This window comes from Kitasatospora sp. NPDC058406, from assembly GCF_042722765.1.
Lineage (GTDB): Bacteria > Actinomycetota > Actinomycetes > Streptomycetales > Streptomycetaceae > Kitasatospora.
In genome coordinates, this window is the sequence record NZ_JBHXKE010000045.1 from 20,917 (window position 1) to 44,137 (window position 23,221).

General features: G+C 72.3%; 17 protein-coding genes and 1 tRNA gene. 12 read left to right on the plus strand and 6 right to left on the minus strand.

The genetic code is table 11. The features are described from left to right. Positions 1 to 208 precede the first annotated feature (208 nt). The 3 genes from ACFWOG_RS11895 to polA form a co-directional block, all read right to left on the minus strand. Positions 209 to 958 (minus strand): hypothetical protein, encoded by a 750-nt coding sequence (locus ACFWOG_RS11895; RefSeq protein WP_380357248.1) that lies wholly within the window; start codon positions 956 to 958, stop codon positions 209 to 211. 60 nt (positions 959 to 1,018) lie between these two features. Then, positions 1,019 to 1,171 (minus strand): hypothetical protein, encoded by a 153-nt coding sequence (locus tag ACFWOG_RS11900; RefSeq protein ID WP_380357250.1) that lies wholly within the window; start codon positions 1,169 to 1,171, stop codon positions 1,019 to 1,021. Between the two features lie 89 nt (positions 1,172 to 1,260). Then, complete coding sequence (gene polA / locus ACFWOG_RS11905) at positions 1,261 to 3,945, minus strand: DNA polymerase I (RefSeq protein ID WP_355407064.1); 2,685 nt, start codon at positions 3,943 to 3,945, stop codon at positions 1,261 to 1,263. Positions 3,946 to 4,214: 269 nt separating this feature from the next. On the opposite strand from polA, the gene ACFWOG_RS11910 reads away from it, so the two are divergent. The 6 genes from ACFWOG_RS11910 to ACFWOG_RS11935 all read left to right on the plus strand — a co-directional run bounded on the left by ACFWOG_RS11910 (position 4,215) and on the right by ACFWOG_RS11935 (position 11,076). Beyond that, entirely contained in the window at positions 4,215 to 4,688 is a 474-nt protein-coding gene (locus tag ACFWOG_RS11910) for a hotdog fold thioesterase (RefSeq protein ID WP_329879199.1), read from the plus strand. Positions 4,689 to 5,279: 591 nt separating this feature from the next. Then, positions 5,280 to 6,512, plus strand: a complete 1,233-nt coding sequence (locus ACFWOG_RS11915) for a branched-chain amino acid ABC transporter substrate-binding protein (RefSeq protein ID WP_329879200.1) — start codon at positions 5,280 to 5,282, stop codon at positions 6,510 to 6,512. Positions 6,513 to 6,649: 137 nt separating this feature from the next. Beyond that, positions 6,650 to 7,579: a branched-chain amino acid ABC transporter permease gene (locus ACFWOG_RS11920; RefSeq protein ID WP_329879201.1), complete on the plus strand. Its 930-nt coding sequence runs from the start codon at positions 6,650 to 6,652 to the stop codon at positions 7,577 to 7,579. 5 nt (positions 7,580 to 7,584) lie between these two features. After that, entirely contained in the window at positions 7,585 to 9,513 is a 1,929-nt protein-coding gene (locus tag ACFWOG_RS11925) for a branched-chain amino acid ABC transporter permease (protein ID WP_355407050.1), read from the plus strand. Between the two features lie 7 nt (positions 9,514 to 9,520). After that, a complete protein-coding gene (locus ACFWOG_RS11930) occupies positions 9,521 to 10,363 on the plus strand; it encodes an ABC transporter ATP-binding protein (RefSeq protein ID WP_355407052.1) in 843 nt (280 codons plus the stop codon). Further along, positions 10,360 to 11,076: an ABC transporter ATP-binding protein gene (locus tag ACFWOG_RS11935; protein WP_380357257.1), complete on the plus strand. Its 717-nt coding sequence runs from the start codon at positions 10,360 to 10,362 to the stop codon at positions 11,074 to 11,076. The genes ACFWOG_RS11930 and ACFWOG_RS11935 overlap by 4 nt, the downstream gene beginning before the upstream one ends. A gap of 78 nt (positions 11,077 to 11,154) precedes the next feature. Here the strand turns inward: ACFWOG_RS11935 and ACFWOG_RS11940 are convergent, their stop codons facing one another. Next, entirely contained in the window at positions 11,155 to 11,811 is a 657-nt protein-coding gene (locus ACFWOG_RS11940; protein ID WP_329879204.1) for a response regulator, read from the minus strand. 92 nt (positions 11,812 to 11,903) lie between these two features. Here ACFWOG_RS11940 and ACFWOG_RS11945 point away from each other — a divergent pair. After that, positions 11,904 to 11,986 (plus strand) — tRNA-Leu (locus tag ACFWOG_RS11945). 104 nt (positions 11,987 to 12,090) lie between these two features. Beyond that, positions 12,091 to 12,879: a helix-turn-helix domain-containing protein gene (locus ACFWOG_RS11950; protein WP_355407054.1), complete on the plus strand. Its 789-nt coding sequence runs from the start codon at positions 12,091 to 12,093 to the stop codon at positions 12,877 to 12,879. Between the two features lie 41 nt (positions 12,880 to 12,920). Here the strand turns inward: ACFWOG_RS11950 and pyk are convergent, their stop codons facing one another. Continuing rightward, positions 12,921 to 14,351 carry a pyruvate kinase gene (pyk, locus tag ACFWOG_RS11955; RefSeq protein ID WP_329879206.1) on the minus strand — a complete coding sequence of 477 codons (1,431 nt, stop codon included), beginning with the start codon at positions 14,349 to 14,351 and terminating at the stop codon, positions 12,921 to 12,923. Positions 14,352 to 14,638: 287 nt separating this feature from the next. Here pyk and ACFWOG_RS11960 point away from each other — a divergent pair, with 287 nt between their 5' ends. Genes ACFWOG_RS11960 through ACFWOG_RS11970 form a run of 3 tightly spaced genes read left to right on the plus strand, consistent with a single transcriptional unit; the run spans position 14,639 to position 18,107 of the window. Continuing rightward, positions 14,639 to 15,727 carry a hypothetical protein gene (locus ACFWOG_RS11960; RefSeq protein ID WP_355407056.1) on the plus strand — a complete coding sequence of 363 codons (1,089 nt, stop codon included), beginning with the start codon at positions 14,639 to 14,641 and terminating at the stop codon, positions 15,725 to 15,727. A 9-nt stretch (positions 15,728 to 15,736) separates the two neighbouring features. Next, a complete protein-coding gene (locus ACFWOG_RS11965) occupies positions 15,737 to 17,398 on the plus strand; it encodes a VWA domain-containing protein (protein WP_329879208.1) in 1,662 nt (553 codons plus the stop codon). Beyond that, a complete protein-coding gene (locus ACFWOG_RS11970) occupies positions 17,385 to 18,107 on the plus strand; it encodes a hypothetical protein (RefSeq protein WP_329952075.1) in 723 nt (240 codons plus the stop codon). The genes ACFWOG_RS11965 and ACFWOG_RS11970 overlap by 14 nt, the downstream gene beginning before the upstream one ends. Before the next feature lie 97 nt (positions 18,108 to 18,204). On the opposite strand, the gene ACFWOG_RS11975 is transcribed toward ACFWOG_RS11970, so the two are convergent. After that, the gene (locus tag ACFWOG_RS11975) at positions 18,205 to 21,771 is read right to left on the minus strand and encodes an AAA family ATPase (protein ID WP_380357264.1); all 3,567 of its coding nucleotides are present in this window, start codon (positions 21,769 to 21,771) and stop codon (positions 18,205 to 18,207) included. A gap of 736 nt (positions 21,772 to 22,507) precedes the next feature. On the opposite strand from ACFWOG_RS11975, the gene ACFWOG_RS11980 reads away from it, so the two are divergent. Next, positions 22,508 to 23,152 (plus strand): response regulator transcription factor, encoded by a 645-nt coding sequence (locus ACFWOG_RS11980; protein ID WP_329879211.1) that lies wholly within the window; start codon positions 22,508 to 22,510, stop codon positions 23,150 to 23,152. Positions 23,153 to 23,221 lie beyond the last annotated feature (69 nt).

Genomic DNA, 23,221 nt, shown 5'->3' on the forward strand with positions numbered 1-23,221 from the left:
GAGGCGTCGGAGTGTCAGAGCGGTGGGACGGCGCCGTGCCGCATCGAGCGCGTCGGCACCATGACAAGTGAAGAGCTTTCCTGACGCGGCATCAAGTCCCGTCGTGCACAGTGCTCGCCGGGTGGATCCCGGCGGATCCCGACAGATCCCCGGGCTCGGGCGCCGCCGTCAACGGCGGGCACCGGGGCGGCGGGGCGCCGGGGGACCCTCAGGACCGGCCCTCCGGCACCGCGTCGGCGGGCCCCGCATCGGCAGGCACCGCACCGGCGGGCCCCGCATCGGCGGGCCCTGCGCCGCCGGGCACCGCATCGGCGGGCGGGCGGACGGCTGCCGCAGGACGGCGGCGCTGTGGACGCTTCGGACCGCGTTCGGCCACGAACTCCACGGGCACCCCGACGGGTTCCAGTAACCGCACCAGCGCCTCCGCGGCGGCCCCGGGGTCGCCACGGCCGTCGCACAGCGCCGACCAGGGGGCGCCGTTCACCCGCACCGACACCGCCCAGACGCTGTCCACCGGCGCCGGCCGGCCGTCCTCCGGAGCGGCGACCAGGTGCAGGATCCTCACGTGCCGGAGGTCCGACACCGGCCGCCACCGCCCGCCCGGCGCGGCCCGGACGAACCGGAACCGCTCAGGGGCGTCGGGCGGGCTGAACTCCACCCCGTGGAAGCGGCGCAACGATTCCCTCATCTCCCGCACCCCTCCCCGCAGGGAGCACAGGACGTAGACGCCGCAGACGACGCACAGGGTGACGACGGGGTCGAGCTTGACCAGGAACCGGAGCACGAGGATCAGCGGAACGTAGGCGGCGAACCAGGTGAAGTGCAGGCCGAGTCCGAGTACCGCGCGGGAGAGCACGATCCACCCGGCGAGAGACCACCGCCCGCCGCCCGGACGGACCGTCAGCACTGCGGCGCCGGGCGTCGCGGTGAGGCGCGGAATCGGTGCCCGGTTCTTCACCGCCTCAGCGTAGGAGCGGGGCGGGGCGGCCGGGAAGACCCTCCGCACCGCCGGGCCGGCCTACCCCGCGGGCCGGTCGGCGGGCGGATCGGGCACGAGGACCGGCGGGCCGCCCCCGCGCGTCCGGACGTACCGGTCGGTCCGGAGCTCGACCGCCAGACCGGCGGGCGCGAGCAGTTCCCCGAGCTGTTCGACGGTCACCCGCTCCGTCACGCCCCCGGCGCAGGGCGGCGGCGCGGGCCGCAGAAGGCCCCCGGGCGGCGGTCCGTCGGCCGCCGCCCAGGAGGGGCTCCCGTCGGGCGTCAGTGCGCGGCGGCCTCCCAGTCGGCACCGACGCCGACCGAGACGTCGAGCGGCGCGCGCAGCGGGTAGGCGCCCGCCATCTGCTCGCGGACGATCGCCTCGACCTGCTCGCGCTCGCCGGGGGCGAGCTCCAGCACGATTTCGTCGTGCACCTGGAGCAGCATCCGGGAGTCGAGGGCGGCGGCGGTCAGCGCCTCGTCGACCCGCAGCATGGCGATCTTGACGATGTCGGCGGCCGAGCCCTGGATCGGGGCGTTGAGGGCCATCCGCTCGGCCATCTCGCGGCGCTGGCGGTTGTCGCTGTTGAGGTCCGGCAGGTAGCGGCGACGGCCGAGCAGGGTCTCGGTGTAGCCGGTGGCGCGGGCCTCGTCGACGACCCGGCGCAGGTAGTCCCGCACGCCGCCGAAGCGCTCGAAGTAGGTGTCCATCAGGCCCTGCGCCTCGGCGGGCTTGATGCCGAGCTGCTGGGAGAGCCCGTACGCGGAGAGGCCGTAGGCGAGGCCGTAGGACATCGCCTTGATCTTGCGGCGCATCTCGGCGTCGACGGCGGTGCCCGGCACCTCGAAGACCTGGGAGGCGACGGTGGTGTGGAGGTCCTCGCCGGTCGCGAAGGCCTCGATCAGGGCGTCGTCCTCCGAGAGGTGGGCCATGATCCGCAGTTCGATCTGCGAGTAGTCGGCGGTGAGCAGCGCCTCGTAGCCCTCGCCGACGACGAAGGCGCGGCGGATCATCCGGCCCTCCTCGGTGCGGACCGGGATGTTCTGCAGGTTCGGGTCCTGCGAGGACAGCCGGCCGGTGGCGGCGACCATCTGGTTGAAGGTGGTGTGGATGCGGCCGGCCGGGGAGACCGTCTTGAGCAGGCCCTCGACGGTGGTGCGCAGCTTGGCCTGGTCGCGGTGGCGCAGCAGGATGACCGGCAGCTCGTTGTCGGTCTGGGTGGCGAGCCAGGTGAGCGCGTCGGCGTCGGTGGTGTAGCCGGTCTTGATCTTCTTGGTCTTGGGGAGGGCGAGCTCGCCGAAGAGGATCTCCTGGAGCTGCTTGGGCGAGCCGAGGTTGAACTCGCGGCCGGCGGCGGCGTGGGCCTCCTCGACGACGCGCTGGATCTCGGCGGCGAACTGCGCCTCCAGGCCGGTGAGCCAGGGGCGGTCGGCGGCGATGCCGGTGCGCTCCATCCGGGCGAGCAGGGCGGCGATCGGCAGCTCCATGTCGCGCAGCAGCCCGGTGGCGCCGACCTCGGTGAGGCGGGTATCGAAGAGCGCGGCGAGGTCGAGCACGGCGCGGGCCTGGAGCATCAGTGCCTGGGCGCCCGCGGTCGGGTCCTCCTCGGGGGCGTCGAAGGCGAGCTGGCCGGACTCCGCGGCGGGGGCCGGGGCGAGCGAGCGGGCCAGGTACTCCTCGGCGAGCACGTCGAGGGTGAAGGTGCGGCGGCCGGGCTTCTCCAGGTAGGCGGCGAGGGCGGTGTCGGCGTGGACCCCCTCGATCCGCCAGCCGCGCTCGGCGAAGGCCCGCATGACCTGCTTGGCGATGTGCAGCGCCTTGGGGGCGGCCGGGTCGGCCAGCCAGGCGGCGAAGGCGCGCTCGTCCTCCTCGGCGAGCAGCGCCGGGTCGAACCAGGCGGCCGTCTCGCCGACGGCGAGCGCGATCTCGGTGACCTCGCCGCTGCCGAGCGCCCACTGGTAGACGGCGGCGAGCGCGACCGGCGTCTTGCCCGCGGCGTGCTCCCCGAGCCAGGCGGCGAGCGTGCCGGGGTCGGTGAGGAGTTCGCCGTCGACCTCGACGCCGGGGGCGAGTTCGGTCTCGGCCTCCGCCTCGGCGCCGGACGGGTCGATGCCGAGGACGCGGTCGCGGAAGTTGGCGTTGCGGAACTCCAGCGACTCCATCAGGGTCGTGACGGCCGCCTTGTCGAACGGCGTGCGCTCCAGGTCGGTGACGCCGAGGGGGAGTTCGACGTCGCGGACCAGCTCGGTGAGGACCCGGTTGCGCTTGACCGAGTCGAGGTGCTCGCGCAGCTTCTCACCGATCTTGCCCTTCACCTCGTCGGCACGGGAGACCAGTTCGTCGAAGGAGCCGAACTGGTTGACCCACTTGGCGGCGGTCTTCTCGCCGACGCCGGGGATGCCGGGCAGGTTGTCGGACGGGTCGCCGCGCAGGGCGGCGAGGTCCGGGTACTGGCGGGGGGTGACGCCGTACTTCTCGGCGACCTTCTCCGGGGTGTAGCGGGTGAGTTCGGAGACGCCCTTGGTCGGGTAGAGGACGGTGACGTGCTCGGTGACCAGCTGGAGGGAGTCGCGGTCGCCGGTGACGATGTCGACGTCGAAGCCGGCCGCCTCGGCGGCGGTGGCCAGGGTGGCGATGATGTCGTCGGCCTCGAAGCCCTCGACGGTCATCCGCGGGACGTGCATCGCGTCGAGCAGTTCGCCGATCAGGCCGATCTGGCTGCGGAACTCGTCCGGGGTCTTGGCCCGGTTGGCCTTGTAGTCGGGGAACGCCTCCGAGCGGAAGGTCTGGCGGGAGAGGTCGAAGGCCACCGCGAGGTGGGTCGGCCGCTCGTCACGGACGGTGTTGGCAAGCATCGAGGCGAAGCCGTACACCGCGTTGGTCGGCTGGCCGGTGGAGGTGTTGAAGTTCTCCACGGGCAGTGCGTAGAACGCCCGGTAGGCCATGGAGTGCCCGTCGAGCAGCATCAGGCGGGGCCGCGACCCGGCTCCGCCACCCGCCGCGCCCTTGTCCGTACTCTGCGTAGCCACGTCAACGTCCGTTCCTGCCGATTCCACTACCGGCCACCGATCCTATGGCCCGGCACCGACAAAAGGGGCACGCCCGAGGGGGGCGGCCCCTCCCGCCGCGCCCGCCACGCACGCCGCCTCCGCCACCGCCACTACCGCCGAGTAGGACGGTCGTACGATCACAGGCAGCACGACGACGCGACCCCCCGAGCGGCAGGAGCTCCCCCATGACCGACGCGGCCCCCGAAGCCACCGACGCGGCCCCCGTCCTCCACATCCCGCAGGAGGTGCTGGACCACTTCGCGAAGCTCGGCGTGGACCCGGCGACCTTCTCCGGCGGGAGCCTCGGCGAGAAGCTGGGCCTCCGGATCGTCGAGGCCTCGGGCGACCGGGTCGTCGGCACCATGCCGGTCGAGGGCAACCAGCAGCCCTACGGCCTGCTGCACGGCGGGGCCTCGGCGGCGCTCGCCGAGACCCTGGGCTCGGTCGGCGCGATGCTGCACGCCGGCCCGGGCCGGTACGCGGTGGGCGTGGACCTGAACGCCACCCACCACCGCTCCGCCACCTCCGGGCTGGTCACCGGGGTGGCCACGGCGGTCTTCAAGGGCCGCACCGCCGCCACCTACGAGATCGCGATCACCGATGACACCGGCAAGCGGATCACCAGCTGCCGCCTGACCTGCATGCTCCGCGATCTCTGACCCGCGTTCGCCCCGCCGACCCCTCCGACGAGGGGCCGGCAGGGCCGACTGATCATCAAATCCCTTGCCCGCCCCCTTGTTTGACCTTCGACAGCCCTGGGAAGTCGTTGGTCCAGACAAGGGGGCGGTGACGTGTTCACGAACTTTCAAAGATGTAACACTGCGTAACAGGTGGGAAATCCTACTATTTGGCGGACTCCGGGGGGGGGGGATCCACTCGAAATCACCTCGCCACCCCGCACACCGTCCGTTATTCGGACGTGCACGCCCGACCCCAACACCGCGAACACTCATGTCCGATTATCGGAGAGTCCAGGAGTCACCTGCACTTCTGCGCCTTACATGAGGGAAGTTGGGAGCGGAGCCCCCGGGACAGCCGGGCCGGTCGAGCCGAAACGACCACATGCTGAGACGGCTTCTCCGTGTGCTCATAACAAGAGAATCACAGCCTGGCCGCACCACTGCCCGAGCCGCCCAAGGGCATCTAGAGTCACGGCCAGTCACCGCGCCACCGGATTGGGCCAGGCCCACCGCGCATCCAGGCTCCCGCCACACAGGCGCGGCGCCCTCCTGAACCGAAGGGGACCCCCCGTGCGTCATCGTTCAGCAGTTGTCGTGAGCATTGCCGTGATCGGCGCCCTGAGCCTCACCGCGTGCGGCTCCCGCGACGACAAGAAGTCCGGCGACAGCGGCAGCGCCGGGGGCGGCACCACCGTCACCATCGGCATCGACGCCCCGCTCACCGGCGACCTCTCCGCCCTCGGCCTCGGCATCCGCAACTCCGTCGAGCTCGCGGTCAAGCAGGCCAACGAGAAGAACGAGGTCCCCGGCGTCAAGTTCCAGATCAAGGCCCTGGACGACACCGGCAAGCCCGCACCCGGCCAGCAGAACGCCACCCAGCTGGTCGCCGACAAGGACGTCCTCGGCGTCGTCGGCCCGCTCAACTCCAGCGTCGCCCAGTCGATGCAGCAGATCTTCAACGACGCCAACCTCGTCCAGATCTCCCCCGCCAACACCGGCGTCGCCCTCAGCCAGGGCGAGAAGTGGGCGAGCGGCGTCAAGGCACGCCCCTTCAAGTCCTACTTCCGCACCGCCACCACCGACGCCGTCCAGGGGCCCTTCGCCGCCGACTACCTGGCCAAGGACGCCAAGAAGACCAAGGTCTTCCTCATCGACGACCAGAAGACCTACGGCGCCGGCCTCGCCGCCACCTTCAAGGCCCAGTTCATCAAGAACGGCGGCACCATCGTCAACGAGGAGCACGTCAACCCCGACGACCGCGACTTCGCCGCCGTCGTCACCAAGGTCAAGTCCTCCGGCGCCGAAGCCGTCTACTACGGCGGCGAGTACCCCGCCGCAGGCCCGCTCTCCCTCCAGCTCAAGGACGCCGGCGTCAACATCCCGCTCATGGGCGGCGACGGCATCCAGAGCGGCGACTTCATCAAGCTCAACCCCAAGAGCCAGAGCGACCTCGCCACCGCCGTCGGCCTGCCCGTCGAATCGCTCCCCACCGCCGCCAAGTTCATCGCGGACTACAAGAGCGCCGGCTACAAGGACGCCTACGAGACCTACGGCGGCTACTCCTACGACAGCGCCTGGGCCATCATCCAGGGCGTCAAGGCCGTCGCCGCCGCCAACAACGGCAAGCTCCCCGACGGCGCCCGGGCCAAGGTCGTCGAAGCCGTCCAGAAGGTCTCCTTCGAAGGCGTCACCGGCAAGGTGTCCTTCGACGAGTACGGCGACACCACCAACAAGCAGCTCACCGTCTACACCGTCAAGGACGGCAAGTGGGCCGTGGAGAAGACCGGCACCTTCAGCGGCTGAGCACCTCACGCTGACCTGACGTCAGCACCAGCACAGCACGTCGGAGTTACCCCGCGCGGGGGCGCCACCAGTGCCCCCGCGCGCACCCACATCCACCACCCACGCGGACACCCCACACGCACAACGGAGGCCCAGCGGTGCACGACCTACCGCAGCAGCTGGCCAACGGCCTGATCCTCGGCGCCCTCTACGGACTCGTCGCGATCGGCTACACGATGGTCTACGGCATCGTCCAGCTCATCAACTTCGCCCACGGCGAGATCGTCATGGTCGGCGGCTTCGGCGCCCTGACCGCCTACCTCGCCCTCCCCGGCGGCACCACCCTGTGGCTGGCCCTACCGCTGATGCTGATCGCCGGCATCCTGGTCTCCACCCTCACCGCCGTCGCCGCCGAGCGCTTCGCCTACCGGCCGCTGCGCACCGCGCCCAGGCTCGCCCCGCTCATCACGGCGATCGGCCTCTCCATCCTGCTCCAGCAGCTGGTCTTCTCGTTCTACCCCGACGCCAAGAAGGCCCGCGTCTTCCCGAAGATCCCCGGCGACCCCTTCGAGATCGGCTCCGTCGCGATCCAGCGCAGTGACCTCTTCCTGCTCATCGCCGCGCCGCTCTGCATGCTCGCCCTCGGCTGGTTCGTGACCCGGACCCGCTCCGGCCGCGCCATGCAGGCCACCAGCCAGGACCCCGACACCGCCAAGCTCATGGGCATCGACACCGACCGGATCATCGTCCTCGCCTTCGCCATCGGCGCCGCCTTCGCCGCCGTCGCCGCCGTCGCCTACGGCCTGCGCAGCGGCCAGGTCGACTTCCGGATGGGCTTCATCCTCGGCCTCAAGGCCTTCACCGCCGCCGTCCTCGGCGGCATCGGCAACATCTACGGCGCCATGCTCGGCGGCGTCGCCCTCGGCCTCGCCGAAGCCCTCGCCACCGGCTACATCCAGCACCTGCCCGGCATGGACCTCTTCGGAGGCGGCGCCTGGAAGGACGTCTGGGCCTTCGTACTCCTCATCGTCGTCCTGCTCGTCCGGCCCCAGGGTCTGCTCGGCGAGCGCGTCGCGGACAGGGCGTGAGCACCATGACCACCAGCACCGAGACCACGCCGGTCATCAGCCTCCCCGGCCGCACCGCAGCCCTCCTCACCGGCATCGGCGCCACCGCCACCGTCGCGTCCGCCCTGATGTCCTGGACCTGGACCTCCGACTTCCCCGGCGACCTCACCTACTACGGCTCCCCCGCCGGCCTCCAGTGGCTCGCCCTCATCGGCGGCCTGCTGACCCTCGTCCTGCTGCTCGCCACCCACGGCACCCCCGGCCTGCGCTGGGCCGCCCCCACCGGCAGCCACAACGCCGTCCTGCTCGCAGCCACCGGCGCGCTCGCCGTCAGCTGGTTCTCGGTCATCGCGATCGCCACCGACCTCGGCGGCCTCGCCAACCTCGAACCCGGCGCCTGGACCGCCGCCCTCGGCTCGCTGCTCGCCCTCGCCGGCACCCTCGGCCTGCCCCTCGACCGGCGCACCCGGGTCCCGCTGCGCGTCCTCGACCGGCGGCTCTTCCTGCTCCTCCCCGTCGCCCCGGTCCTCTGGTTCGCCACCCACGCCGTCCCCGAGGACAAGCCCGTCGCGCCGGTCCTCACCGCCCTGGCCGGCGCCGTCGTCATCGCCACCGGCGCCGCCCTCCTCGTCCAGGTCGGGCACCTCGCCAACTCCTGGCTGCGGATCGGCACCGTCCAGCGCCCCCTCCCCAAGGCCCGCACCCTCCCCTCCTGGGTCGAGGTCGCGCTGATCGTCGTCGCCTTCGCGGTCGGCCTCTTCGCCATCACCTTCGGCATCGACACCGAGTACGGCGAACTCTTCACCGCCTACCTGCTGCTCGCGGCCTCCGTCGCCGCCGCACTCGGCAAGGCCGGTCTGCTGATCCGCGTACGCGCCCTCACCGTCAAGTACCGGACCGTCACCACCGGCGCCGCGTTCGCCGCCGCCGCCAGCTTCCCGTTCACCCAGACCAGCGACCAGTACACCTCGGTCGCCACCAACATCCTGATCTTCGCCACCGTCGCCCTCGGCCTCAACATCGTCGTCGGCCTCGCCGGCCTGCTCGACCTCGGGTACGTCGCCTTCCTCGGCGTCGGCGCCTACGCCGCCGCCCTGGTCTCCGGCTCCCCCGCCTCGCCGATCCAGGTCCAGTTCCCCTTCTGGGCCGCGATGCTCACCGGCGCCGTCGTGTCGATGATCTTCGGCGTCATCATCGGCGCCCCCACCCTGCGACTGCGCGGCGACTACCTCGCCATCGTGACGCTCGGCTTCGGCGAGATCTTCCGCATCACCATGCTCAACCTGAACGGCACCACCGGCCCCAAGGTCACCAACGGCTCCAACGGCATCCCGCGGATCCCCGACCTGGAGATCTTCGGCTGGAACCTCGGCAAGCCCACCACCGTCTTCGGCGTCGAACTCGGCCGGTTCTCCAACTACTACCTGCTGATGCTCGTCGTCACCGCCGTGGTCGTCCTCGTCTTCGCCCGCGTCGGCAACTCCCGCATCGGCCGCGCCTGGGTCGCCATCCGCGAGGACGAGACCGCCGCCGAGGCCATGGGCATCAACGGCTTCCGCCTCAAGCTCCTCGCCTTCGCCCTCGGCGCCTGCCTCGCCGGCCTCGCCGGCACCGTCCAGGCCCACGTCAGCTACACCGTCACCCCCGACCAGTACACCTTCGCCGAGGCCCTGCCGCCCAACTCCGCCTTCCTGCTCGCCGCCGTCATCCTCGGCGGCATGGGCACCATCAGCGGACCCCTCGCCGGCGCCACCCTCCTCTTCCTGATCCCCAAGAAGCTCGAATTCCTCGCGGACTACCAGCTGCTCGCCTTCGGTATCGCCCTCATCGTCCTGATGCGCGTCCGCCCCGAAGGCCTCATCCCCAACCGGCGGCGCCAGCTGGAGTTCCACGAGGCCGCCATCCCGGCGCAGCCCACCGGCGACAGCGTCGCCCTCACCAAGGCAGGGGCGTGACCCCCAGATGACCACCACCGACGCCCTCGCACCGGCCGGCACCGCACCCTCGCCGGCCCAGCCCCTGCTCGAAGTCACCGGCGTCACCATGCGCTTCGGCGGCCTCACCGCCGTCAACGACGTCTCCCTCACCGTCGGCCGCGGCGAGATCATCGGCCTCATCGGCCCCAACGGCGCCGGCAAGACCACCTTCTTCAACTGCCTCACCGGCCTCTACGTGCCCACCGAGGGCCGCGTCGCCTACCAGGGCACCGTCCTGCCGCCCAAGCCCCACCTCGTCACCCAGGCCGGCATCGCCCGCACGTTCCAGAACATCCGGCTCTTCGCCAACATGACCGTCCTGGAGAACGTCCAGGTCGGCCGGCACAGCCGCATGCACCAGGGCCTCTTCTCCGCCATCCTCCGCGGCCCCGGCTACCGGCGCTCCGAAGCCGAGAGCCGCGACAAGGCCATGGAGCTCCTGGCCTTCACCGGCCTCGCCGAGAAGGCCGACCACCTGGCCCGCAACCTCCCCTACGGCGAGCAGCGGAAGCTGGAGATCGCCCGCGCCCTGGCCTCCGACCCCGGTCTCCTGCTCCTCGACGAGCCCACCGCCGGCATGAACCCCCAGGAGACCCGCGCCGCCGAGGAACTCGTCTTCGCCATCCGTGACCGGGGCGTCTCCGTCCTCGTCATCGAGCACGACATGCGGTTCATCTTCAACCTCTGCGACCGCACCGCCGTGCTCGTCCAGGGCCAGAAGATCGTCGAGGGCAACCGCGAAACCGTCCAGAACGACGAACGCGTCATCACCGCCTACCTCGGCGCCCCGCTCGAAGGCACCGCCCCCGTTACGGAGACCGACCAGTGACCCCACTCCTCCAGGTCAACGACCTCCGCGTCGCCTACGGCAAGATCGAGGCCGTCAAGGGCATCAGCTTCACCGTCAACCAGGGCGAGGTCACCACCCTGATCGGCACCAACGGCGCCGGCAAGACCACCACCCTGCGCACCCTCTCCGGCCTCCTCAAGCCGCTCTCCGGCACCATCACCTTCGACGGGCAGGCGCTCGACACCGTCCCCGCCCACAAGATCGTCGCCCTCGGTCTCGCCCACTCCCCCGAAGGCCGGCACATCTTCCCCCGGATGACCATCGAGGAGAACCTCCTCCTCGGCGCCTTCCTCCGCAGCGACACCGACGGCATCACGGCGGACGTCCAGCGCGCCTACGGCCTGTTCCCGATCCTCGGCGAACGCCGCAAGCAGGCCGCCGGCACCCTCTCCGGCGGCGAACAGCAGATGCTCGCCATGGGCCGCGCCCTGATGTCCAGGCCCAAGCTGCTCATGCTCGACGAGCCCTCCATGGGCCTCTCTCCGCTGATGATGCAGAAGATCATGGCCACCATCGTCGAGCTCAAGGCCGACGGCACCACGATCCTGCTCGTCGAACAGAACGCCCAGGCCGCGCTCTCCCTCTCCGACCGCGGCTACGTCATGGAGACCGGCCGCATCGTCCTCCAGGGCACCGGCGCGGACCTCCTGCACGACGAGTCCGTCCGCAAGGCCTACCTCGGCGAGGACTGACCACGCACCGGCGTACGACGGAGGGCCCGGCAGCGATGCCGGGCCCTCCGTCGTACCGTCGTGCCGTCCACCGACCGCCTACTCGGGCTTCGGCTCCTCGGCCTTCTTCTTGTCCTGGGCCTCGCCCTCTTCGATCACGGCCTCCGCGACCGCGGCCATCGTCATCCGGCGGTCCATCGAGGTCTTCTGGATCCACCGGAACGCGGCCGGCTCGTTCAGCCCGAACTTCGTCTGCAGCACGCTCTTCGCCCGGTCCACCAGCTTCCGGGTCTCCAGCCGCTGGGTGAGGTCGGCGATCTCCTCCTCCAGCGTCCGCATCTCCGTGTACCGGGACACGGCCATCTCGATCGCGGGCACCAGGTCGCTCTTCGAGAACGGCTTCACGATGTACGCCATCGCGCCCGCGTCACGAGCCCGGTCCACCAGCTCGCGCTGCGAGAACGCCGTCAGCATCAGCACCGGCGCCAGGTGCGCCTCGTGGATCTGCTCGGCGGCGGACAGCCCGTCCAGCACCGGCATCTTCACGTCGAGGATCGCCAGATCCGGCTTCAGCTCCTGGACCAGCCGGACCGCCGTCTCGCCGTCCCCGGCCTCGCCGACGACGGTGTACCCCTCCTCTTCCAGCATCTCTTTGAGGTCGAGGCGGATCAACGCCTCGTCCTCGGCGATCACAATGCGGGTGATCTGGGGCGAATCGGTCTCAAGCGGCTCTGCCTGCTCGTCGGCGGTGCTCACGGGGCTCCTCGTTCCGGCGGGGTACTGCATGCACGAGGGTACCTAGCTGCGCCGGATAACGTGCGCAGGGTATCCTTCACGGGCGCGAACTTGCCGGGTTGGTGGAAGGGCAGACACGATCGCCTCAAAAGCGATTGCCTGAAAGGGCGTGTGGGTTCGAATCCCACACTCGGCACCGAGATTTACCTTAAATTCCCAGGCCGCGGGAAGTTCATCACATCGAGTGGCGTCCAGCGAAAGGCCACTCCGCACCACCTGCCGCAGCCGATGCTGTCGCCCATGACGAACATCTCCGTACGCGAACAGGCCGTTCACCTCCTGCGCCGCGGTGCCGCCAACACCGAGGTCGGCCGCCGTCTGGGCGTCCCGCCCGGCACGGTTTCCTGGTGGAAGCACGAGGACCTCGCCAGGCACGGAACACTCCCCGGCCGCAAGCACTCCACCTGCCCGCACTGCCACGGCAGCGAGCTCAACCGGCCCGCGTACTCCTACCTTCTCGGCCTCTACCTCGGCGACGGCCACATCCTGCTGCCCAACGAGTACCGCCGCACCATGAGCCTCCAGATCACGTGCGACGACAAGTGGCCGGGAATCATGGACTCAGTCGAGCACGCCATGCGCCAGGTGCTGACGAACAACACACCCTGCCGCGTCCGGAAAGCCGGTTGCCACGACGTCAAGATCTACTCCAACCACCTGACCTGCTACTTCCCCCAACACGGCCCGGGGAAGAAGCACGAACGCCGCATAGCACTCGAACCCTGGCAGCAGGAGATCGTCGACGCCCACCCCTGGGAGTTCCTCCGCGGCCTGATCCACTCCGACGGCTGCCGCATCACCAACTGGGCCACCAGGACGGTCAAGGGCGTCGTCCGCCGCCACGAGTACCCACGCTACTTCTTCACCAACACCTCGACGGACATCATCCGCCTCTTCACGGAAACGCTCGACGCCGTCGGGGTCCGGTGGAGGGCCTCGATCCCCCGCCCGACCGGCCAGGTCAACGTCTCCGTCGCCCGCAAGGAGTCCGTCGCCCTGATGGACGCGCACATCGGGCCGAAGTACTGACTCCGGTGCGGCTCCGCCGGGGCGGAGCCGCACCGGACCGGTCAGTTGTCGAGCGTGCCCACGTGGTGGACGCGGACGAGGTTGGTGGAGCCGGCGAGACCGGGCGGGGAGCCGGCGGTGATGACGACGATGTCGCCCTTCTGGCAGCGACCGAGGGAGAGCAGCGCCGCGTCGACCTGCTCGACCATCTCGTCGGTGGTGGGGGCGAACGGGCCGAGGAAGGTCTCCAGGCCCCAGGTGAGGGCCAGTTGGCTGCGGACGGCGGGTTCGTAGGTGAAGGCGAGGACGGGGATGGGCGAGCGGTAGCGGGCCAGGCGGCGGGCGGTGTCGCCGGACTGGGTGAAGGCGACCAGGTACTTGGCGTGCAGGAAGTCGCCGATCTCGGCGGCCGCCCGGGCGACCGCGCCGCCCTGGGTGCGGGGCTTGCTGCCGGCGGTGAGCGGGGGGAGTCCGGCGGCGAGGACGTCCTCCTCCGCGGCCTGGATGATGCGGCCCATGGTGCGGACCGTCTCGACCGGGTACTTGCCGACCGAGGTCTCGCCGGAGAGCATCACCGCGTCGGTGCCGTCGAGGACGGCGTTGGCGACGTCGGAGGCCTCGGCGCGGGTGGGCCGGGAGGTGTTGATCATCGAGTCGAGCATCTGGGTGGCGACGATGACCGGCTTGGCGTTGCGCTTGGCGAGCTTGACGGCGCGCTTCTGGACCATCGGGACCTGTTCGAGGGGCATCTCCACGCCCAGGTCGCCGCGGGCGACCATGATCCCGTCGAAGCGGTCGACGATCGAGTCGAGGTTCTGCACCGCCTGCGGCTTCTCGATCTTGGCGATGACCGGGACGTACCGGCCCTCCTCCGCCATCACCCGGTGGACGTCCTCGACGTCCCGGCCGCTGCGGACGAAGGAGAGCGCGATGAGGTCGGCGCCGGTCCGCAGGGCCCAGCGCAGGTCGTCGATGTCCTTCTCGCTGAGCGCGGGCACGGACACGGCGACGCCGGGGAGGTTGAGGCCCTTGTGGTCGGAGACCAGGCCGCCCTCGATGACGAGGCAGCGGACCCGGGGCCCGTCGACCTCGACGACCTCCAGGGTGACGCGCCCGTCGTCGACGAGGATCCGCTCGCCGCGGGCGACGTCCCCGGCGAGGCCGGGGTAGGTGGTGCCGCAACCGTTCTGGTCTCCCTCGACGCCGTTGTCGGTGGAGATGGTGAACTCGTCGCCGCGTTCGAGAAGTACGGGGCCTTCGGTGAAGGTGCCCAGGCGGATCTTCGGGCCTTGAAGGTCGGCGAGCACGCCGACGCTCCGGCCGGTCTCGTCCGCCGCCTTGCGGACCCGGCGGTAGCGCTCCTCGTGCTCGATGTGGGAGCCGTGGCTCAGGTTGAAGCGGGCGATGTCCATCCCGGCGTCGACCAGGGACTTGATCTGGTCGTACGAGTCGGTGGCGGGCCCGAGGGTACAGACGATTTTTGCTCGGCGCATACAGCTGAGAGTAGGCATTACCGGCGCGTAACGTCGACGCGGGTCCGGACCTCGGGATGACCGTTGCCGTAAGGAGAGTTGAACATATCTGACACGATGTCGGACCGGTGTGCGAGAGGTCCCCGGCGGCGGCGGCAGGTCGACCGCCGATGCGATTCCGTGAAGGGGTGTTCACTCCCGGTTCACCGTGACTTCGGCCGTCGCTCGCGGTCCGGCGGGACGCTCGTCACCCGGGTAGGGATTGCCCGGGTGCCCGTGAGGGATCCGACGAGGGGGAAGCGTCCGGCATGAAGCGTGCGTTCGGGGTGCTTGCAGCACTGCTGCTGCTCGGCGGGGTGGCGTTCGCGCTCCTGAAAGAGCCACGGGGCGACGACAAGGAGCCCGAGACCGTCACGGTCAACGGGCTCATCGGCTCGGAGAAGCGCGAGTTCTTCGAGGACGGCGACGTCAAGGCGGAACTGGCCCGGCAGGGCCTCGCGGTGAAGGTGGTGAGCGCCGGCTCCTGGCAGATGGGCGACAACCTGGACAACATGGACTTCGCCTTCCCCGCCAGCCAGCCACCGGCCGACGCGATCCGCGCCAACAAGAAGATCACCGAGACGGCGATCCGCCCGTTCTACTCGCCCCTGGTGATCATGGCGCACGCCCAGACGGCCCGGGTGCTGGCCGACAACGGGCTGGCGAGCCAGGACCAGGCCTCGGGGGTCTGGACGTTCACGATGGACGAGTACCTCAACGCCGTCCGGACGGGCCGGAAGTGGGACCAGCTCAAGGGTGACAAGCCCGGCGACCTGGCCGGGGACGTCTACCTCACCACCACCGACCCCACCACGTCCTCCTCGGGTGCGATGTACGTCGCGCTGCTCTCCTTCCTGGAGAACGGCCACCAGCCGGTCGCGGACGCCGCGGGGGTGGAGAAGACCAAGGGCCTCCTGCACACCGCGATCACCAAGCAGGGCGCCCTGAAGAAGTCCACCGACGAGCCGTTCGCGGACTTCCTCTCGAACGGCGGCGGCGCCCTGGTGCTCGCGTACGAGTCCCAGGCGGCCGAGCTGGTCGTCAAGCAGAAGGCGCCCGAGGACCTGGTGGTGCTCTACCCGGACACCACCGTCTACTCCGACCACACCGTCGTCGGACTCACCGGGAACGGCCGGAAGCTGGCCGGCCAGCTGAACGGCAACGAGAAGCTCCGGCAGCTGGCGGCCAAGTACGGCTTCCGCCCGCAGGGGGACACCAACGCGTTCGGGCAGCAGCTCAAGAGCGCGAGCGGTTCGTTCAAGCTCGCCCCCAACCTGGGTGCGGCGAAGGTGAAGCAGGCTCCGATTCCGGTGCCCGACATCCTGCAGAAACTGATCGACGGCGCGACGAAGGGCTGACCGGGGGACATGACGAGCAGGACGGCGATGATGCGGAAGAGCGGTGCGCGGGGCCTGGCGGTCGGGCTGGCCGTGCTGGTGGCGACGGTGACGGCGTGCACGTCCTCGCCCAAGGCCGATCCACCGCCCAAGCAGAGCGACGCCCCGGCGCCGACCGCGCAGGCGGGAGTGCTGCGGGTGCTCGCGGGCAGCGAGCTGCAGGACATGGCGCCGGTGCTGGAGGAGGCGCAGAAGGCGACCGGGGTGACCGTGCAGTTCGCCTGGACGGGGTCGCTGGACGGGGCGGACGCGGTCTCCTCGGGCAAGACGGACGGCAAGTACGACGCGATCTGGTTCCCGTCGAACCAGTACCTGCACCTGGACGACGGGAGCAGGTCGAAGCTGCTGTCCGAGACACCGGTGATGACCTCGCCGGTGGCGTTCGGCGTCCGTTCCTCGGTACTCGCCGACCTCGCCTGGGGCGACGGTTCGAAGGTGACGTGGGGGAACCTGGCGGAGGCCGCGGCCTCCGGCAAGCTGCGCTACGGGATGGCGGACCCGTCCCGGTCGAACTCGGGCTTCTCGGCGCTGGTGGCGGTGGCCTCGGCCTTCTCGGGGGCGAGCGCGGCACTGACCGGGGCGGACGTGCAGAAGGCGACGCCGTCGCTGAAGCAGTTCTTCACCGGGCAGAAGCTGACGTCCGGTTCGTCCGGCTGGCTGACGCAGGCGTACTCCCGGGCCGAGCAGGGCTCGGTGGGGGCGCTGGTGAACTACGAGTCGGTGCTGCTGTCGCTGAACAAGACGCTGCCCGCCGACCAGCAGCTCACCGTGGTCCGCCCGACGGACGGCGTGGTGACGGCCAACTATCCTCTGACGCTGCTGAGTTCCTCGTCGGAGCGGGAGCGGGAGGCGTTCGGGCGACTGACCGCGTACCTGCTCAAGGACGACGTGCAGAAGCGGATCTCGGAGCTGACGCTGCGCCGCCCGATCGGGGCGGGGGTCGCGCCGGCCGCCGGCCTGCCGACGGACCGGCGGCACGAGCTGCCGTTCCCGGGGACGCGCGCGGTGGCGGACGGGTTGCTGTCCTCGTACCAGAACGAGCTGCGGCGCCCGTCGCGGACGGTGTACGTGCTGGACACCTCCGGGTCGATGGCGGGGCCGCGGCTGGCGTCGTTGAAGTCGGCGATGGGCCGGCTGACGGGGGCGGACGACACCCGGGGGGTGCGGCGGTTCCGGGACCGGGAGGAGGTCACGCTGATCTCCTTCGCGTCGAAGGTGAAGTCGACGAAGACGCACGCGGTGCCGTCGGGGGCCGCGGCGCAGCAGGAGCTGGCGTCGATCAACGCGGACGTGCAGGCGTTGTCGTCGGACGGCGGGACGGCGGTGTACTCGTCGTTGCAGGAGGCGTACCGGGTGATCCAGCGGCAGCAGGCCGCGGCGGGGGACGACCGGTTCACGTCGATCGTGCTGATGTCGGACGGGGAGAGCAACGAGGGGGCGACCGACAAGGACTTCAGGTCGTTCCACGGGGGGTTGCCGGCGGCGCAGAAGTCGGTGCCGGTGTTCCCGATCCTGTTCGGTGACGCGGCGAAGGGGCAGTTGCAGGGGATCGCGGACCTGACGGGCGGCAAGCTGTTCGACGGGACGGGCTCGCTGGACGGGGCGTTCGAGGAGATCCGTGGCTACCAGTAACGGTGGCGGCGAGGGCGGCGGGCGGGTCCTGCGGTACCTGGGGTCCGTCCGCAACATCGCGGCCTGCGTGGCCGGTGCGGGCGGGCTGGGGCTGCACTTCGCGGGGTACGGCGGGGACTGGTGGCCGGGGATCGTGGTCGGGCTGTACGGCGCGGTGGCGTTGTTGGTGCCGGGTGGCGGGCCGAAGGAGCCGGCGGGGTCGCGGGGGGCGGTGCCGGCGGGGGGTTCGGCGGGGTCCGGGGCGTCGGAGGAGACGTCGTCGTCGTTGCCGGTGCCGCAGGTGTCGGTGTCGTCGATGTCGCTGCCGTCGGTGGTCTCGTCCCCGCCGGCCGTCCCGGTCGCGCCGGTGTCACCGCCGTCGTCGCCGGTGCCGCCGCGGGTGCCGCCGGTCGTGCGGCAGTCGCCGTCGTCGCCGGTCGTGCCGGTCTCGGCCCAGCCTCCGCCGTACTGGCCGGAGCTGGACGCGCTGGCGGCGTTCGTCCGGTCGGCGCCGCTGCCCGCGTCGGCGCGGGTGCCGGTGTTGCTGGAGCGGTTGCGCAGTGCGGGTCCGGGGCCGACGACGGAGCCGATCGTGGTGCGTCGGCTGCCGCTGGCGGTGGACGGCTATCTGCGGGCGCGGACCTGGCAGCCGTGGACGCCGAACGGGGCCGATCCGGCGGCCGAACTGGCCCGCGTGGTGGACGAGATGGCGGCGATGGTCCCGGCGTAGCGGCGCCGCGCCGGGCGCACGGGCACGGCTCGGCGCGGCCCGGCGCGGCCCGGGGGACGTACGGGAGGAGGGGTGGGCGGGGAGGGGACTCCTCCGCTCACCCCTCCAGCACGCCTGCCAGTTCCAGGCGCCGCCGCACCCCGAGTTTCCGGAAGCTGTTGGTCAGGTGGGTCTCGACCGTCCGGACGGCGAGGTGCAGCATGGCCGCGATCTCGGCGTTGGAGTGCCCGGCCGCGGCGAGCCGGCAGATGCGCAGTTCGCTGTCGGTGAGGGCCTCGGCGCCGGCCTGTTCGCCGCGGCCGGTCCGGGCGCCGGAGGCGCGGAGCGATTCCAGTGCGGCGGCGCGCTGCCGGACGGCGCCGAGGCGTTCGGCCCGGCCGGCGGCCTCGCGCAGGGCGCGGCGGGCGGCGCCGCGGCGCCCGCCCTCGGCGAGGAGGCGGCCGTAGGTGATCAGGGCGGGGATGAGTTCGGTGTCCAGTTCGGCGCCGCGCAGCAGGTGGACGGCCTCGGCGGCGAGGTCGAGGCCGTGGCGTCCGCCGGTGGCGGCGGCGAGGGTGCGCAGGGCGCGGCCGACGGTGCGCGGGGTGCCCCAGACGCGGGCCAGGCGCAGTTCCTCCTCGGCGAGGGCGACGGCGGGGCCCGGTTCGCCGAGTTGGAGGTGGCATTCGGCGGCGGCGGAGCGCCAGGGGGTGACGATGGGGCTGCGGACCTGGCGTTCGCCCTGGCGGCGTCCGCATTCGAGGAGGTCGGCGAGGGCTTCGGCGGGTTCGCCGGAGGCGAGCCGGAGCAGGCCGCGGGCGTAGAGGTACTCGTTCCATTCCCAGGAGTCCTGGGCGCGGTCGGCGGCGACGGCGCGGGCGAGTCCGTGGGCCTGCCAGAGCCGGCCGGTCTCGACGAGGGCGAGGACGGCCTGGGCGACGAGGTGGGCGTTCTGCTGGCCGAGGAGTTCGGCGTAGCGGCCGGGTGCGGTGTCGTCGCCGCCCCGCGTGGTCGTCGCGGCCCGGGTGGCGCGCGGGGCCGTGCCCGGCTCCGCGCCCGTTCCGGTGGCCGTCTCCGTGCCTGCGACTGCCGTGCCCGTGCCTGCGGGCGCCGCGTCGGGGCCCGTCCCGGTGTCCGTCTCCGGGGTCCCGCCGGGAACCGTGCCGCCGCCCTGTTCGGCGCAGGCGCCGCTCCACCAGGAGCGGTCGCCCGTGTCGGCGCCGCCCCAGGTGTGCAGCCGGGGCAGTCCGGGCGGGCCCCACGGGGTGGACCGGAGGACCGACTGGGCGGTCGGGCGGGCGGCGGGCGGTACGGGGGGACCGGACGACGCGCGGGACCCGGGGGCCGTGAGCGCGTAGTCGTCGAGCAGCGCCTGGTACTCGCCCCGCATGATCCTGGTCTCGGCCCTGACGGAGAGCAGGCACTGGTAGCCGGGGTCGAGCGGGCCGCCGCGGTAGGCGGCGAGGCCGCGGGTGACGAATTCGTCGGTCTGGTCGAGCTGGTCGCTCCACTGGGCGAGCGTGGCGAGTGAGACGAGCAGGTAGGAGCGGCAGAGCGGGTCGACGGGGGAGCCGTCGAGTTCGCGGACCCGTTCGGTGACCTCGGCGGCGGAGAGCAGGCCGCTGGTGGCGTCGAACTCGGTGAGCAGCGCGTAGGCGGGCGGCGCGAGCCGGTGCGGGGTGCGGGCGGCGAAGCGCTGGACGCCTTCGACGACCTGGAGCCAGCTGCGGCCGTCGTGGGCGGCGATCTGTGCGGTGGCGGCCTGGACGGCGTGGACGAGGTCCTCCCGGTCGGCGAAGCGGTCGGCGAGGTCCTCCATGAGTTCGAGTGCGGCGGCGGTGTCGCCGCGGGTGGCGAGGACGGCGCCGAGGGTGCCGGCGGCGCGGAAGACGCCTTCGTCGGACTGCTGGAGGTGGACGGCCTCGGCGAGGTGGCGCAGGCCGACGGTGCGTTCGGCCGGTCCGAGGGTGACTTCGAGGCCGCCGAGCTCGGTGAGCAGCAGGCCGCGCTGACGGTCGCTGAGGGGTTCGGCGAGGACGCGGCGCAGCAGGGTGGCGGCGTCGGCGGGGCGGTCGGCGTCGGCGGCCTTGCGGGCGGCGCGGCGGAGGGTCTCGGTGGCCCAGTGGGGGGTGGGGGCGGAGGTGAGCAGGAGGTGGCCGGCTATCCGTTCGTCGGGGGCGCCGCTGCAGTGGAGGTGTTCGGCGGCGGCGCGGTGGACCTCGGCCCGGTGGCCGGGGCCGTGGCCGGCGAGGACGGCGTCGGCGAGCAGGGGGTGGGCGAACCGGGGCCAGCGGCCGGGGGCGGGTGCGGCGAGGTGTCCGTGGGCGGTGAGGTCGGCGAGCCAGCCGGTGAGGCGGCCGGGGTCGGCGTCGGTGAGGTCGGCGAGCAGGGGGACGAGGTCGGCGTGGGCGGTGCCGGGGGCGGTGGTGGCCGCGGCGGGGTGTTCGCGCATCCGGGCGAGGACGCGGGCGGCGGTGACGGCCTGGTCGCCGCCGCCGTGCAGCCAGGTGTCGACGGCTTCGGCGAAGGCGCCGCCGGGCAGGGCGGCGCATGTGTCGGGGAGGGCGCCGTCGTCGTCGGGGAGGGTCGCCGGGTCGTCGGGGAGGGCGACCGCGGCGGCGGTGCGGGGGTGGGCCCCTTCGGCGGCGGCCGCACCGGCGCCGGGACCGGGGCCGGGGCCGAGGTCGAGGTCGAGCCCGAGGTCCCGGCCGAGGCCGAGGTCGAGACCCAGGTCGAGCCCGAGGTCCGGTCCGAGGTCCGGTCCGGCACCGACGGCGTACAGGGCGGCCGTGCCCGCGTACGGCCGCGCGCCGGCGGTGAACGGCCCCGCACCGGCGGTGTAGGGCCCCGGGACGGGCTCCAGCTCGCGGTGTGCCGGTCCCAGCGCGCGCCGCCCGTACCCCGGCTCGTAGTGGCTGGGTCCCGGCTCGTACCGCCCCGGCCCGAGGTCGGAGAGGAGGGCGGTGAGCAGCAGCGGGTTGCCGCCGGTGGCGCGGGCGCAGTCGGCGGCGAGGGTGGGGGGCGTGCCGGGGCCGAGGTGTTCCTCGGCGAGGCGGACGGCGGTGGGGGTGCTGAGCGGGCCGAGGCGGAGGGTGGCGGCGAGCTCGGCGGGCAGGTCGCGGCCGAACCGGTCGGGCGGGGTGGCGAGGGTGTTCTGGCGGCGTTCGGTGACGAGCAGCAGGACGGGCAGCCGGTCGATCCGGCGGGCGACCTGGCGCAGCCAGCGGCGGGAGGGTTCGTCGGCGAGGTGGATGTCGTCGACGGCGAGCAGTACGGGGTGGTGGTTGGCGTGCAGGCGGAGCAGGGACCAGAGGGTGGCCTCGGCGGTGTCCGGATCGGTGGCGGTGCCGGTGCCATAGGGGTTCGGCGGGTTGCCGTACGGGAAGTGGCCGTAGGGGACGTGGCCGTACGGGCCGACCGGGGCGGGGCCGGTGTCGAAGAGCTGGCGGGCGGCGGCGTAGGGGGTGGCCCGCTCGTCGGCCGAGCAGCGGGAGCGGAGCACGGTGGTGCCGGCCGCGCCGGCCTGGCGGGCGGCCTCGGCGAGGAGGGCGCTGCGGCCGGTGCCGGCGGCGCCGGTGATCAGCAGGACGCTGCCGGTGCCGGCGCGGGCGGCCTCGGTGTGGTCGGTGATCCGCCGCAGGTGCGGTTCGCGTTCCGCGAGGCGGGTGGACGTGGCGGTCCTCATCCGTGCTCCCCTTCTCCCCTCTGCCCTCTCCGGGCACCCGTCGCTGTCCGAACGGGCAGTGTCTGCCGTTGTATCGGGTAAACAGCTTGACCTCCTATTCACGCGTTCGCCCCATGGTCCGGTTCGCGCCTCGGCGAAATGTCGTGCGCGTGTTGCGTACGACCGCTCCGCGGGGCGTCGAGGGGGCCCGGGCGGAGGAGGGGCGGGGCGGGGAACCGGCACCTGGTCGGGTCCGTCGCGGTGGCTGTGACCGGGGTCCCGGGGTCGGCGGTGGCCGTGGGCCCGGTCGCGGCCGCGGGGGTGACCCGGGGCCCGGTTCCGGGTGGGACCGTGGTCCCGGCCCGTGGCCAGATCTCGTGGTGGACCACGATGGCCGGGAGCGGTCCCCGACGGGAAGCATGGAGCCTGGGTCCGGGGCACGGGCAGCGCTCCCGGATCGCCGTTGAACGGTTCACCACCCCCGGGGCACGCGGCGCCCGTACGGTTCGGCGTCCGCCGCCGGGGTGGCCGGGCCTGTTTTCCCAGGAGGGGGCCAGATTTGACTGTCCTGCACACCGAGTACGACCGCCGGGTTCCGGCGGGGCGGGCGTCGGCGCCGGTCGCGCGCACCGTTCCACCGCAACGGCCGGTGGCGTCCCGTTCCGTCGCCGCGAACCCTCTTGTGACTCCCGGTGCCGCTCCGGCCGTCCACCCCCAGGTGACCGCGCCGGCTCCGGCCCGTCCTTCGGGTGGCACCGTGGGTGCCACGGCCCGTTCGGCGACCGTTCCGGTGGCCGTCCAGGCTGCCGATCCGCTGTCCCGGGCGGGCGCGGAGGCGCAGCTGCGCCGGTTCCCGGGGGTGGCGGTGGTGGATCCGACCGGCACGTCCGCGCCGGGCACGGTCACCGTGCTGGTCACCGAGTCCGCCGACGCCGCTGCCACGGCCGCCCTGCGCCGGCTGGTGCGCGGTGCCGGGCAGCGGGTGGTGCTGGTGGTCGAGCGGATGCGTGAGACCGAGCTGTTGGAGGCCGTGGAGTGCGGGGTGGCCGCGATCCTGTGGCGCCGGGAGGCCACGCCGGAGCGGCTCGGCCGCGCGGTGCTGGCCGCCGCCCGGGGCGACGGCGATCTGCCGGCCGATCTCCAGGGCCGGCTGATCGCCCAGGTGGGCCGGTTGCAACGGTCCGTCCAGGGGATGCCGGGCCATGCGCCGGCGGGCCTGTCGGAGCGCGAGTCGGACGTGCTGCGGCTGGTTGCGGAGGGGTGGGACACCGGGGAGATCGCGGCCCGGCTGTCCTACTCCGAGCGGACCGTCAAGAACGTGCTGCACGGTCTGACCACGCGTCTGCAGCTGCGCAACCGGGCGCACGCGGTGGCCCACGCGGTCCGCGAGGGCTACATCTAGGCACGCGCGGCGGTCGTGGCCGCACGCGCGGCGGTCGCCGTTCGTGACGCGGGCGGGCGGGTACAGCAC

Bases quoted from the DNA above. Each gene is read 5' to 3' on its own strand.
- polA (WP_355407064.1), bottom strand. From the start codon at position 3,945: ATGCTGCTCGACGGGCACTCCATGGCCTACCGGGCGTTCTACGCACTG.
- ACFWOG_RS11910 (WP_329879199.1), top strand. From the start codon at position 4,215: ATGACCGACGCGGCCCCCGAAGCCACCGACGCGGCCCCCGTCCTCCAC.
- ACFWOG_RS11925 (WP_355407050.1), top strand. From the start codon at position 7,585: ATGACCACCAGCACCGAGACCACGCCGGTCATCAGCCTCCCCGGCCGC.
- ACFWOG_RS11930 (WP_355407052.1), top strand. From the start codon at position 9,521: ATGACCACCACCGACGCCCTCGCACCGGCCGGCACCGCACCCTCGCCG.
- ACFWOG_RS11950 (WP_355407054.1), top strand. From the start codon at position 12,091: ATGACGAACATCTCCGTACGCGAACAGGCCGTTCACCTCCTGCGCCGC.
- pyk (WP_329879206.1), bottom strand. From the start codon at position 14,351: ATGCGCCGAGCAAAAATCGTCTGTACCCTCGGGCCCGCCACCGACTCG.
- ACFWOG_RS11960 (WP_355407056.1), top strand. From the start codon at position 14,639: ATGAAGCGTGCGTTCGGGGTGCTTGCAGCACTGCTGCTGCTCGGCGGG.
- ACFWOG_RS11965 (WP_329879208.1), top strand. From the start codon at position 15,737: ATGACGAGCAGGACGGCGATGATGCGGAAGAGCGGTGCGCGGGGCCTG.
- ACFWOG_RS11975 (WP_380357264.1), bottom strand. From the start codon at position 21,771: ATGAGGACCGCCACGTCCACCCGCCTCGCGGAACGCGAACCGCACCTG.